Source organism: Afipia massiliensis (assembly GCF_001006325.2).
Classification (GTDB): domain Bacteria; phylum Pseudomonadota; class Alphaproteobacteria; order Rhizobiales; family Xanthobacteraceae; genus Afipia; species Afipia massiliensis_A.
Genome location: NZ_LBIA02000001.1, coordinates 1,043,881 through 1,055,613, shown reverse-complemented (window position 1 = coordinate 1,055,613; position 11,733 = coordinate 1,043,881). Strand labels below are relative to the sequence as shown.

Genomic DNA, 11,733 nt, shown 5'->3' with positions numbered 1-11,733 from the left:
CTCAGATTGCGACTGCCAAACGCTGGCGGGTGAGGATTGCATTCACGCGCTGCGCCTCCGCGGCGAGGACATGCCATTCCGGCACTTCGTTGTCCCACTCGATCAACGTAGGCAGAGGGCCGATCTTCTCGATCACATACTCGTACAAGCGCCAGACCGGCTCCGCTATTGGTGTGCCGTGCGCATCGATCAGTAGTGGATCGCCATGTTCGTCGGCCTGCTCATCGTGGCCGCCAAGATGGATCTCGCCGACGCGATGCAGCGGAAACTGCGCGAGGTAGGCGAGAGGATCCGTGCTGTGATTACGTGCCGATACGAAAACATTGTTGACGTCGAGCAGCAGGCCACAATCGGTGCGGCGTGCGACCGTGTCGAGAAACTCCGTCTCAGGAATAACGCTTTCGGCAAATACCAGATAGGCCGATGGATTCTCCAATAGCATTCGCCGTCCAAGTGTGGATTGAACGAGATCGACATGCTCCACGACGCGCTCAAGCGTCTCTTCCGTATAGGGCAAGGGCAGCAGGTCGTTGAGGTAAACGTCGCCGTGCGACGACCATGCGAGATGCTCCGAGAAGCTGTGCGGCTGGTAATGCTCGCAAAGGTGCTTGAGACGCGCAAGATGATCGCGGTCAAGTGATCCCATAGAGCCGATCGAGAGGCCGACGCCATGAAGCGAAAGAGCATATCGCTCGCGCAGCGCGTGAAGCTGTGCATGCGGAGCGCCGCCGTCACCCATATAGTTCTCTGCGTGAATCTCAAAGAATCCGACCGGCTGATCAGAAGCCATGATCGCAGGGAAATGTTGCGGTTTGAACGCAATGCCTGAAGAGATGGGAAGCCGGGTGAGAACTGACATGACAGACGCCCCTCAAGGAGAATGGGGATGCGCCTTCAAGGCGCACCCCCAGGACAATCAGGACTTGATCACCGAGAGCGAGCCCGTGCCCTTGGGTGTCTTCATCGAAACGCAGGTGCCCTTGGGAACATACTTCCAGGCATTGCCTTGATAGTCGGCCTTGGACGTTCCGGCGCAGGTGGTGCCTGGGCCGGCGGCGCAGTCGTTCTTTCCTGCGAGCGATACACCATAGCACTTCTCGGCGTTGGCCTGCGCCGGGGCAGGTTGCGCTGTCGCCTGCGAGGCGATCAATGTCAGGGCGGTGGCGAGCGAGCCGGCGAGCGTTGCGGCAGTGAAGGCAGATTTAGTCATTGGATGATCCTCTGATCCGACTGAAGCATTCCTGGCGTCTGATGCCGGCAGCGAGTACGGCACCCGCCATCCACTCAATTCGGAGCAAGAATGCGGTTTGTTACGGCATCACAGGAAAGTTATTGTCGGCCCGTCGGGGAGGGCAATGTCGTCCAGCCCAAGGCTCGCTTGGATTCTGGGCGACATCGGAGCGCGATTATAAAGACATCATCGCGCTCCAATGCAGAATTACGCCATGCTCAGTTCGTGGCGGCCAACGACCATCCAGTGCACTTCGTCGGGGCCGTCGGCGAAGCGCAGATGCCGGACGTCAGCGTACATGTCGGCGAGCGGCGTCCATTCGGAAATGCCGGTCGCGCCGTGCATCTGAATCGCCTGGTCGATGATCTTGCAGGTGCGCTCGGGCACCATGGCCTTGACCATGCTGACCCAGACGCGAGCTTCCTTGTTGCCCAGCACATCCATGGCCTTGGCAGCCTTCAGCACCATCAGTCGCATCGCCTCGATCTCACAGCGTGCCTGCGCGATGATCTGGAGGTTGCCGCCGAGATGCGCGATCTGCTTGCCAAAGGCTTCCCGCGTCAGGCCGCGTGACACCATCAGGTCGAGCGCCTTTTCCGCTTTTCCGATCGTGCGCATGCAGTGATGGATGCGGCCCGGTCCAAGGCGGACCTGCGAGATTTCGAAGCCGCGGCCTTCGCCGAGCAGGATATTCTCCTTCGGCACACGGACATTGTTGAAGCGCATATGCATGTGTCCGCGAGGCGCGTGGTCGGCCCCGAATACATGCATCGGGCCGATGACTTCAACGCCGGGCGCGTCAACCGGCACGAGAATCTGGGACTGCTGCTTGCCCCGCGGTGCGTCGGGATTGGTTTGCACCATGACGATCATGATCTTGCAGCGGGGATCGCCAAGACCGGAGATGTAATACTTTTCGCCGTTGATCACCCACTCATCGCCGACGAGTTTCGCGGTGGTCGAAATGTTCTTGGCATCCGAGGACGCAACGTTCGGTTCGGTCATGGCGTAGGCCGAGCGGATTTCACCGTTCAGCAGCGGCTTCAGCCATTTTTCCTTTTGCTCTTTCGTGCCGACGCGCTCCAGCACTTCCATATTGCCGGTGTCCGGCGCAGAGCAGTTCATGGTTTCAGATGCCAGCGGATTTTTCGCGAGCTCGACCGCGATGTAGGCGTAGTCGAGGTTCTTGAGACCTTCGCCGGTTTCACCGTCGGGCAGAAAGAAGTTCCACAGGCCTTCTTCCTTGGCTTTTGCCTTGGCTTTCCCCAGGACATCGAGCTGGCCCGGCGTGAAGCTCCAGCGATCCTTCTTGCCCTCACCATGCCGAACGTATTCGAGCTGCATGGGATCGACGGTTTCCCGGATGAATTTCTTGACGTGCTCAAAAAGCGGCCGGACCTGATCCGACATGCGCAGATCGTTCAGTTCATCGCCCGGATTGAGTCCGTAACTGGTCGTTCGCGGTACGTAAGCCTGTTTCATACAAAGTTTCTCCGATGGGTGTTTCCTCGACGAAACTCTTAAAGCACGAATGCGCCCCTTGATAGGGATGAGCAGAGTTGCGCGATCGAAGGGGCATCAAACTGCATCGGGCCGCCTGACCCTGAGACAATCTCGCGTCAGCGGCACGCCGCCGAGCGATGTCTTGCACAAAGCTGTTCGATCGCCCGCGTGCGCTCCTGACTCAGGCCGATGTCGAGAGCTTCATCATGACGAGACCGGAAACGATCAGGGCCGCCGCCGCGAGACGCATGACCGTCACCGCTTCGCCAAGGACGATGATCCCGACAAGGAATGCGCCGACGGCCCCGATGCCTGTCCAGATCGTATAGGCGGTCCCGAGGGGAAGCGTCCGCATGGCGACGGACAGCAACGCAAAGCTGCCAATCATCATGACGATGGTGATCGTGCTCGGAACGAGCTTCGTGAAGCCTTCCGACTGCTTCATCGAATAGGCCCAGACGATTTCAAGAATGCCGGCCGCCGCGAGATAGATCCAGGCCATTTTCAACTCTCCATTGGGCCGGGCCGTCCCGGTCATTGCGCCCAAAATGGGGAGGTCGTTCCTCTGGACTTGAATACGGTGCGAGCCTGCAGTCCGCCTAGTGTCCCGGGTGCAGCGCGTCGTTGAGGTACATGCAGGTCAGCATGGTGAAGACGTAGGCCTGAATGACGGACATCAGGAGTTCCAGCGCGGTCAGGGCCAGGACCATCAGAAACGGCATCGCCGCCCCGAGAATGCCCAGTGTCCCGAGACCGCCGAGACCGACGACGAAACTCGCGAAAACCTTCAGCGTGATATGCCCCGCGAGCATCACCGCGAACAGGCGCACGGAATGGCTCACAGGTCGCGACAGGTAGGAAATCACTTCAATCGGGACGATGAACACCGCGATGTACGGCGGAACGCCCGACGGCAGGAACAGCCGCAGGAAGCCGAAGCCGTTGCGCATCACGCCGTAGATGGTGACGGTTAGAAACACCATCATCGCCATCGCAAAGGTCACACTGAGATGGCTGGTGACGGTGAAAGCGTAGGGCAGCATGCCGAGCAGGTTCGCCACCAGAATGAAGGTGAACAGTGAAAAGACCAGCGGGAAAAACCGCATTCCCTCGTCGCCCGCGTTTTCGCGCACTGTTTTTGCGACGAACTCGAACAGCAGCTCCGAAGCCGACTGCCATCGTCCCGGCACGAGCGCGCTTCGCCGCGTCGAAAGCAGCATGAAAAGGCCGATGATGCCGACCGTCACGAACATATACACGGTCGAATTGGTGATGCTTATCTGCTGTCCGGCGATCCCGCCGAGCTGCAGAATCGGCTTGATTTCGAACTGTTCAATCGGTCCGGCCATGATGCCCCTGTCACATGCCAAAGCAATCGCATCCGATGGCACGGAGCGATCCTGAACGGAGCATGATGAGGGGGAGGCTTCCTACCCGGAGCTGCCGTCCCGACATCTCTCCAAGAGATGTGGGGCCGTCCCCGACGAAAGCTGAAGCAATACGAGTCGTCCCGTACGCAGGTTTGTACTTAAACGTCTATGATGGGATTTTCAAGCCGTGCGATCGCGCAGGCGCCTCCGGCGCCGGGTACGCCATGAGCGGTTCCGGATGCGGGCGGGTTTACCCGCAGGTACAGAACGACAAATCCTCAGTCATGCATCATGCGAACTGAAACGCCCGTGCATGGCGTTGGCCGTCAGGCGCGCAAACTGTGCACCACTGAGATGAAGCAGCGTCTCGTGATCGCCAGCTTCCATATAGATCTCCGGCTGCGCCTCGATGCTGTCATCGACGATGAGATCCAGTCCGTAGCATTTGCCAACGGCCGGAACCGCACCGTGCGCGCAGTCGCGAAACAGCTGACCGATCTCGGTTTCATCGGCCATATCGACGTCTTCACCGAGTTTTTTTCTCAGTTCCAACAGGTGGAGATGATGCGATGCGGGCATGACAGCCAGCATATAGCCGCCGTCGCGCCGCAACACGATGCCCTTGGCCAAGCGATCGCCGGAGACGTGGCATGCCTCGGCCGTGCGCGTGGACGACATGGTGAGTTCGTGCGGAATCTCGTCGTACTGGATGTTTTCAGCAATCAGATATTGCCGGAGTGTGGGAGCAATGGACATGACGTGACCTCCCGATATGCAACCATCCATCGTAAGGGATGCCTGTAGGCCTTGCCGCACGATGGGCGGCCGCGTGGTTACAACGCCGACATAGGTCTTCAGTTCGCTCGCTGCAATTCGTGCGCAGCCGATTTAATCGCGCGATAGCCACAACCCTGCTCGCGCTCCCAAACACGATGGGCCGGGAGAGAGACGCCGCATGCTGTCGAGGCACACGGCATCCCGCCTCCGTCAACGGCGCTGACAAGGCCGGTTTACGACTCTCGCCATCAGGTCATCAGGTGACCGGATGATGCCATCGATCGTGCCACCAGGTGGTGAAATCGCGATCGGTCATCAGTTCCCAGATCGCAAACAGGATCACCAACAGACCCGACGCCACGCTGCTGACCGTGGCCGGCGCCGAATCGTAACCGACTGTCCAAGGGGCAGCCAGCAGCGCCAGACCGAGGAGAATCTCTCCCCATTCCTCCAGATAGGACGGAATGATGAGCCCTTCGACAGCAAACAGAATGACGAAGAACCCAAGCGCGATGGTTATCCATGTCGCCGCCCCGGAGAAGCCCAGGACGAACGGCGACACAACCAGCCACACGCCCAGCGTCAGGCTTGCGATATCTTGCCAATGACGAATACGCATGATGCTCACCTCCTCTCGCTGCGCAAACTCCTTTCCATCATTCAAAGATAGTCATCACTTCCGGCGCCCCTAGCGCCGGCCCTCACTGTCGGCATCTATATCGCAGTCCGTGTCGCTGTGTCGCAGGAAGGATTGCTCGCCAGCTCCGCGTCAAGTCGAATTGATCGCAAACGCTCGCGCGCGGGCCGTCCTCGCTGCATCTGTGCCGGGGCGTCCATCATTCATGACGGGTCGCGCATTCGCGCGCGGAATAATTCGCAGCAGTTTCAATGACGTATGCGAAATCCAACATTCGGAAGGCCATCCCGCCGCGGGCGCGTTGGTCATTGCCGCGACGCGCATGCCCTGAGACAATCGGTGCGGAGCCGGCGGTCAGCGGGCACGCCGCCGTGTCATTTCGCGGGAGCTTTCGATGTCTCGGTTGCGCCTTGTCGTCGGGCTGGGTGTTGCATGCGCCGGCGTCATGCTGTCGGCCGGTTTCGGCGCAGCGCAGGACAAACCGCCGCCGAGTGAATGTCTGGCGATCGCGCAGTCGATACCGCGCGTCATGTTCGCCAGCCTGTCGCGCGTGGCGGCGGAAAAGAGCGAGGTGACCATCACCTATGCCGGCCACTCGACCTACATCCTCGAGACGCCCCGCAACGTCACCATCGCCACCGATTTCAGCGGCGCCTACACCGCCGGGAAGTCGCCCAATGTCGTGACCATGAACCGGGCGCATTCCACGCACTACACACTCAATCCCGATCCGCGCATCGCTCACGTCCTGCACGGCTGGGGCGAGGGCGGTCAGCCGGCCCGGCACGCAAGGATGATCGGGGACGTGCTGATCCGGAACGTCACCACGGACATCCGCGCTTACCGTTTCGACTCCGAAGCTCTGCAGAAGGACGGCAACTCGATCTTCATTTTCGAAGTCGCTGGCCTGTGCATCGGACATCTCGGCCACCTGCATCATCCGCTGGATGAGACGCACTACGCCGCGATCGGCCGCCTCGATATCGTCATGGTGCCGATCGACGGCACGTTCACGCTGTCGCTGGACGGCATGTCGGAAATCACGCGGCGGCTGCGATCTTCGATCGTGCTGCCGATGCATCGGTTCGCGACACCGCTGAGCGATTTCATCGCGCGCATGAACGGCCAGTTCGAGATGGATATCCGTCCCGAACGATCTTTCACGATCTCACGCGACACGCTGCCGAAGAAGCCGACGGTGATTGTTCTGGATGGTGTGTGACCCGCCTGGCGAGGTTCATGACGGCGGGGTCCATCTCGTCATTGCGAGGAGCAAAGCGACGAAGCAATCCAGTCTTTGTTGTGGCTCTGGATTGCTTCGCTTCGCTCGCAATGACGATTGGGATTTGTCGCTGCTCAAGCGCAGACAAACCTAAAACGCCGCGGCCAGATCCTTCGCGCCTTGAAGATTGATCTGGTTGTCCATCCGGGCATCCGTCGCCGCCAGCAGCTTCGCGACGGTGTTGTTGCGGATCGCCACCGGATTGCGCTCATAGCCGTTGCGCTGGAAGAAATTCGACGTCGGCACCACGGCGCGCATCGCCTGCGGCATCGATACCATGTCGAATCCGTTGCCGTCGCCGGTCAGGTTCATCATCTCCAACTCGGCGGCGGTGAGCGGCGCATGGTAGCCCTTGCGTTTGGCGAAGTTCACCGAGTCCATCAGTTTCAGCGTCTGCAGCAGCGGCCCGACATCGATGTCGAGATTCAGCGCATGAACCGCGATGCCGCGCGGCGTGACGCCGAGCTTTTCATGCGCGCTCCACTGATTGGGCACGGTCTTGCAGAACGCGACCATCTGCTGGACGACGGCGGCCTTGCGCTGCAGTTCGGCCTTCTGCGCGCCGCTGGCCTGATGGGTCTTCTCGTGCAGCGCCTTGAGGATGATGCCGCCATGTTCGGTGAGAAGACCGATGGTGTTGGTGGTCAGAAGCTGGTTGTAGCCGAGCGCGGTGGAGATCGCGCGGGCGCCGGGCCGGTTGCCCTCAAGCCCCGCCTGCACGTCGTATTTGCCGTTGCCGCCGGATTCGAAGCTGTAGATTCGCACGGCCTGGTCCCGGGTCAGGCCGTAACTCGATGCAACGCGCGCGTAAGCGCGCTTGTAGTCGATCTCGGTCGCGGGCTTGCGCGGCGTGAAGTGAAAATGCTCCTGCGCCTGGCTGAGGAAATCCGCCACCACCGGCAACGGCGCGCGGGGTTTCGGCGGCTTCTCCGGCGGCGAAGGATCGACCGGCTTCGGCGGGCCGGTATAGACCGGCGGCTGGGTCAGGACATAGTCCTCGGCAATGATGGCCTCGCCGTTGCGGCGCTTGGCGTTGCGCGCGCGTCGTTTGTCGCCGATCGCGGTCCAGTAGCTTGAGGCGGCCTCATCGAACGGCTGGCGGACGGCATTGTACTCGGCAAGTTTGCGGCGATATTCCGCGATCTGCTGCGGTGTCTGGGCGAGGGCTACGGACGACAGCGTTGCCGCGATCGCGGCGGCCGTCATGCATGACATCGTCCAGCGCAGACATCTCACATGAACACCGCGACGTTTTGCCGGCTGACCAGCACCGGCTGTCTATCGGCATTCCACAGGGTCGTCGCCTGACTGGAATAGCCGCCCACGACGTTCTCGGCTTTGGTCTGCAGAAGCCACCAGCCGTCGTTGGTTTCCAGCCTGTCGGTCAGGAGGTCGATCGCCCAGGTCATGGTGCTGATCGGCCCCGGCCGCTCGAACAGCACCAGCGCCGCGGGTGGCGGCGCATCGGTGAGCGCCACCAGTGCCGCGGTCGATGCCGGTTTCGCGGGATCCTGATGGCGCAGCCAGATCGAAAAGTTCGGATGCTGGCCCTGGCTGAAGGGCGGATTGCCGCCGGCGAACCGGCCTTCGAAGTGCTGGATGAAATTCAGTCCGGGGATTTTGCGGAAGAATGGCGGACAGGTCTCCGGCTCCGGCACCGTCGGCGCGGCCAGGCTGCCGTATCCGACAGAGGAGGCGCGGGCCGTGCCGTAGCAAAGCGTGGCTCGCGTCGCCAGACCGGCTTCGCCGAACAGATCGACGCCAACGAACACCGTCGATTTGCCTCTGCGCAGCACGGTCGGGCGGATCATGACCGTGCCGGCGGCCGGTCCGACGAAGCTGAATTGTGCAGAGCGCAACGGCGGCAGGTCGCCGAGATGCTGCGCCACGCTTTCGAGGCAGAAGGCGGCGGTGAGGCCGCCGTAGATGGTGCGGCCTTGAAGCCAGTCCTCCGTCGCCGTGACGGAGCTGGTCTCGCCGTCGGCGCTCATGCTTGCCATCAGTGCAGTGAAATCAATCATCGTATTGGACCCGTTCCCGAAATTTGCTGACGAGGTATACCCGCGCAAGTCACTGGCGTCCTAGTCATGGCTCCCATGATGCCAGACTCGCGTGCGCATCACACTGCGGACCGCGCGCTGATTTTCTTTGACTCACCGCGGACTCAATCCGTCAGTAAAGCTGACCGAATCGAGTTATCAACAGGCGTTTGATAGGCACTTTCGAATCATTCTCGCTTCACGCTACGAGATCGTTTCAAATGTGAAGCTTGCGTGACTGTGGCGTTCGCGTGCGGGGCGACGATCATGAACAAAATTGTTTCGCCGAAAGGTATCGTTTCGAGTGAGTTGTCGAAGTTGTTCGGCGATGTTCCGAAGCCGGACCGCGCCGAATGGGAAAAGACACTCAAGGCGCTGAAGCCGTGGTTGAGCCCGGAGAAGTTCGCGGAGACCGAGGCGATCCACTGGCGCATGTTCGAGCGCGCGAACCGCTGGCACGAAAGCCAGTCGTCTTCGTCGAACGACTGACGCTCTCGGACGACTGACGTTCAACTCGTCGTTGCGAGGAGCGAAGCGACGAAGCAACCCAGTCCTTGCTTTCAAAAAAAGCTAGATTGCTTCGCGGAGACGCTCAAACGCCGCTGCTGGCTGGCGTCTCAATCGGAACGTCGCTTGTCTTGGTGCGGTCCGGCGTCTCGTCTTTCCAGCGCACCGATCCGAGCGGCCGCTCCAGCATGCGATGAACCTTGATCGGCTCCGGTCCCAGATGAAATCCGATGGCCCTGAGCTGGATCTCGCGCTCGGACTGGGTCGAGCGGTTGCGCTGGCGCAGATAGTCCAGCCATGTCGGGCAGTGATAGCGCTCGATCCACAGTTCGGGATCGGCGATGTCGCGTGCGATCGACCAGTCATAGGCGCCATTGCGCTGACGGATCGCCTGGAGCTGCAGCATCGTCGTGTAGAACGCGCGGGCTTTCTGCTGGCTCACACGGTATTCGATCTCGACAACGATCGGCCCGCTTCGCTGCGAGATGGAAAGGTTCACCTCGGGCTCTTCAAGCGCATCGACCGCGTCGTTGTTGGCGCCTTCGGTTGACGGCATGCGCAGCCAGATCGCCAGCACGGGCGAAACGAACATGACCGCGCCCGCGATCAGCAGCGCGTTGCCGATGCCGACGCCGTTGGCGACATATCCCCAGAGCCAGCTTCCGATCGCGACGCCGCCGGCAATCGCCGCCTGATACGCCGCCAGCGCGCGGCCGGCGACCCAGCGCGGCGTCGAGAGCTGCACCCCGATGTTGAACAGCGTCACCGCGATCATCCATGACGCGCCGGCCACGACCAGCGCTGCGCCGGTCAGCGCCGGCCAGCGGCTGAGCGCAAGAACGCCGATCGCCAGACCCATGGTCAGCGCGCACAACCGGACGGCATGCTCGCCGCTCAGATGGGTGCGCACACTGGAAATGTTGAGCGCGCCCAGAACACCGCCCATGCCGAAACAGCCGAGCATGATGCCGTAGGTCTGGGCGCCGCCATGCAGGATGTCGCGCGCCACCAGCGGCAACAACGCCAGCACGGAGCCGCCGGCGATTCCGGTCACCAATGTTCGGTACAGCACGATGCGGATCGGCGGGGAGTGGACGATGTAGCGCACGCCGGACACGACAGCGCGGCGCAATCGCTCCGGCGGCAGCCGCGAGGGCTCCAGCGTCCGCTGCCAGAGATAAAGCACGACGATCAGCGGAATATACAGCAGCACGTTGCAGACGAAGGCCGCCACCGCGCCGGCCGCCGCCACGATGATGCCGCCCAGCGCCGGGCCGAAGCTGCGCGCGATGTTGTAGCTGATGCCGTTGAGCGCGACCGCGGCGGGCAGCGTTTCGGCGGGCACCTGCTCGCTGACCGAGGCCTGCCATGCCGGGCCGAACAGCGCCATGCCGCTGCCGATCATGAAACAGAACAGCAGCAGGCTGTTGGGGGTGATGGCGTTGAAATAGGCGAGGACGGCCAGCGTCACTGCGCCGACGAGTCCGAGCAGCAGCGCGATCAGGCCGACGAGGCGCCGGTCGTACATGTCCGCGATGGCGCCCGCGGCCAGCGACAGCAGCATGATCGGCAGCATCAGGGCGGTCTGGACCAGCGCCACCATGCTGGCTGACGACGTCATCTGGGTCATCGCCCAGGCCGCACCCACGCCATTGATCATCAGGCCGAGATTGGTGAGCAGACTTGCCAGCCAGATTCGCCGGAACACCGCATGACGCAGCGGCGCGGTGATCCCGTCGGCCGACAGCAGCGATCGCTTGGCGTGTTTGTCGGTCGTCGTGCTCACAGGGGTCCTTTGATGGGCATCATCTGAAAACGGGCTGGCTGAATCGCGATATGAAACACGAATGTGTTCCAATCGGAGCGTGTTGGAAAGAGATTTGCTACCAGCGCCATTGTCCGTCGTCGGCCCAGCGGGAGCGGTAACCGATCAGGCGCATCCACACCGTGACGATCTGGTCGAAGCCGGTAACGTAGTCGCAGGCCGTGTCGCGCGACCATTTCTTGTCGGCCTTGACGTCGGCGATGGTTTTCTCGCTGGCGTAGGAAAAGAGCTGAAGCGGTTTCGACGGATCGCTGATCTCGGTGCGGTTGGCGATCACTTCGCGGTCCAGCTTGTTGAACAGCACGCACGGTGTGCTTGCATAGGTCAGCCGCTGCTCGTCGGCGATGACGCGCGCATGGTCGGGCGGCGTTTCGATTTTATAGGACATCAGGATCGCCGCCGCCGCGATCAGCGCGACAAGGACAACGCTGCTCAGAACCGGCCAGATAAGCCGGGTCAGCGTAACAGCTTCTGCTCGGTCCGGTTGCGACATGAACTCGGCGCGGGTGCCTGCGAAGGTTGTGATACGCACTGCCGGCAAGAATGTTCCGACGCCGCGGCG

At 61.5% G+C, this 11,733-nt stretch carries 13 protein-coding genes; 2 read left to right on the top strand and 11 right to left on the bottom strand.

Translation table 11 applies throughout. The annotated features are described in order from the left end of the window. Position 1: 1 nt before the first annotated feature. From bufB to YH63_RS04920, 7 genes are all read right to left on the bottom strand, one after another. Positions 2 to 859: an MNIO family bufferin maturase gene (gene bufB, locus YH63_RS04950; RefSeq protein WP_046828562.1), complete on the bottom strand. Its 858-nt coding sequence runs from the start codon at positions 857 to 859 to the stop codon at positions 2 to 4. Positions 860 to 916: 57 nt separating this feature from the next. Then, on the bottom strand, positions 917 to 1,210 hold the full coding sequence (locus tag YH63_RS04945) for a BufA1 family periplasmic bufferin-type metallophore (RefSeq protein WP_046828563.1): 294 nt from the start codon (positions 1,208 to 1,210) through the stop codon (positions 917 to 919). A gap of 228 nt (positions 1,211 to 1,438) precedes the next feature. After that, positions 1,439 to 2,713 carry an acyl-CoA dehydrogenase family protein gene (locus YH63_RS04940; protein WP_046828564.1) on the bottom strand — a complete coding sequence of 425 codons (1,275 nt, stop codon included), beginning with the start codon at positions 2,711 to 2,713 and terminating at the stop codon, positions 1,439 to 1,441. Positions 2,714 to 2,915: 202 nt separating this feature from the next. Continuing rightward, positions 2,916 to 3,236, bottom strand: a complete 321-nt coding sequence (locus YH63_RS04935; protein ID WP_046828565.1) for a DMT family transporter — start codon at positions 3,234 to 3,236, stop codon at positions 2,916 to 2,918. Positions 3,237 to 3,333: 97 nt separating this feature from the next. Further along, a complete protein-coding gene (locus tag YH63_RS04930; protein WP_046828566.1) occupies positions 3,334 to 4,083 on the bottom strand; it encodes a F0F1 ATP synthase subunit A in 750 nt (249 codons plus the stop codon). A gap of 303 nt (positions 4,084 to 4,386) precedes the next feature. Next, positions 4,387 to 4,860 carry an aminoacyl-tRNA deacylase gene (locus tag YH63_RS04925; RefSeq protein WP_046828567.1) on the bottom strand — a complete coding sequence of 158 codons (474 nt, stop codon included), beginning with the start codon at positions 4,858 to 4,860 and terminating at the stop codon, positions 4,387 to 4,389. 277 nt (positions 4,861 to 5,137) lie between these two features. Then, positions 5,138 to 5,500, bottom strand: coding sequence for an SPW repeat domain-containing protein (locus YH63_RS04920; protein ID WP_046828568.1), 363 nt, complete (start codon positions 5,498 to 5,500; stop codon positions 5,138 to 5,140). A 412-nt stretch (positions 5,501 to 5,912) separates the two neighbouring features. Between YH63_RS04920 and YH63_RS04915 the strand changes: the two genes are divergently transcribed. Continuing rightward, positions 5,913 to 6,740: an MBL fold metallo-hydrolase gene (locus YH63_RS04915; protein ID WP_046828570.1), complete on the top strand. Its 828-nt coding sequence runs from the start codon at positions 5,913 to 5,915 to the stop codon at positions 6,738 to 6,740. A 150-nt stretch (positions 6,741 to 6,890) separates the two neighbouring features. On the opposite strand, the gene YH63_RS04910 is transcribed toward YH63_RS04915, so the two are convergent. Together YH63_RS04910 and YH63_RS04905 are read right to left on the bottom strand one after the other, a co-directional pair. Next, the gene (locus YH63_RS04910) at positions 6,891 to 8,006 is read right to left on the bottom strand and encodes a hypothetical protein (RefSeq protein ID WP_083992635.1); all 1,116 of its coding nucleotides are present in this window, start codon (positions 8,004 to 8,006) and stop codon (positions 6,891 to 6,893) included. A 26-nt stretch (positions 8,007 to 8,032) separates the two neighbouring features. After that, positions 8,033 to 8,791 carry a thioesterase family protein gene (locus YH63_RS04905; RefSeq protein WP_246658012.1) on the bottom strand — a complete coding sequence of 253 codons (759 nt, stop codon included), beginning with the start codon at positions 8,789 to 8,791 and terminating at the stop codon, positions 8,033 to 8,035. A 315-nt stretch (positions 8,792 to 9,106) separates the two neighbouring features. On the opposite strand from YH63_RS04905, the gene YH63_RS04900 reads away from it, so the two are divergent. Then, positions 9,107 to 9,328 (top strand): hypothetical protein, encoded by a 222-nt coding sequence (locus YH63_RS04900; RefSeq protein ID WP_083992720.1) that lies wholly within the window; start codon positions 9,107 to 9,109, stop codon positions 9,326 to 9,328. Positions 9,329 to 9,431: 103 nt separating this feature from the next. Here YH63_RS04900 and YH63_RS04895 read toward each other — a convergent pair whose 3' ends face one another. Together YH63_RS04895 and YH63_RS04890 are read right to left on the bottom strand one after the other, a co-directional pair. After that, positions 9,432 to 11,132, bottom strand: coding sequence for an MFS transporter (locus YH63_RS04895; RefSeq protein ID WP_137325115.1), 1,701 nt, complete (start codon positions 11,130 to 11,132; stop codon positions 9,432 to 9,434). A gap of 97 nt (positions 11,133 to 11,229) precedes the next feature. Beyond that, complete coding sequence (locus tag YH63_RS04890) at positions 11,230 to 11,703, bottom strand: hypothetical protein (RefSeq protein WP_246658117.1); 474 nt, start codon at positions 11,701 to 11,703, stop codon at positions 11,230 to 11,232. Positions 11,704 to 11,733: the final 30 nt, after the last annotated feature.

What these genes read in the sequence shown, in the direction of transcription:
- bufB (WP_046828562.1), bottom strand. Translation starts at nt 859, where the DNA reads ATGTCAGTTCTCACCCGGCTTCCCATCTCTTCAGGCATTGCGTTCAAA.
- YH63_RS04945 (WP_046828563.1), bottom strand. Translation starts at nt 1,210, where the DNA reads ATGACTAAATCTGCCTTCACTGCCGCAACGCTCGCCGGCTCGCTCGCC.
- YH63_RS04940 (WP_046828564.1), bottom strand. Translation starts at nt 2,713, where the DNA reads ATGAAACAGGCTTACGTACCGCGAACGACCAGTTACGGACTCAATCCG.
- YH63_RS04935 (WP_046828565.1), bottom strand. Translation starts at nt 3,236, where the DNA reads ATGGCCTGGATCTATCTCGCGGCGGCCGGCATTCTTGAAATCGTCTGG.
- YH63_RS04930 (WP_046828566.1), bottom strand. Translation starts at nt 4,083, where the DNA reads ATGGCCGGACCGATTGAACAGTTCGAAATCAAGCCGATTCTGCAGCTC.
- YH63_RS04925 (WP_046828567.1), bottom strand. Translation starts at nt 4,860, where the DNA reads ATGTCCATTGCTCCCACACTCCGGCAATATCTGATTGCTGAAAACATC.
- YH63_RS04920 (WP_046828568.1), bottom strand. Translation starts at nt 5,500, where the DNA reads ATGCGTATTCGTCATTGGCAAGATATCGCAAGCCTGACGCTGGGCGTG.
- YH63_RS04915 (WP_046828570.1), top strand. Translation starts at nt 5,913, where the DNA reads ATGTCTCGGTTGCGCCTTGTCGTCGGGCTGGGTGTTGCATGCGCCGGC.
- YH63_RS04910 (WP_083992635.1), bottom strand. Translation starts at nt 8,006, where the DNA reads ATGACGGCCGCCGCGATCGCGGCAACGCTGTCGTCCGTAGCCCTCGCC.
- YH63_RS04905 (WP_246658012.1), bottom strand. Translation starts at nt 8,791, where the DNA reads ATGAGCGCCGACGGCGAGACCAGCTCCGTCACGGCGACGGAGGACTGG.
- YH63_RS04900 (WP_083992720.1), top strand. Translation starts at nt 9,107, where the DNA reads ATGAACAAAATTGTTTCGCCGAAAGGTATCGTTTCGAGTGAGTTGTCG.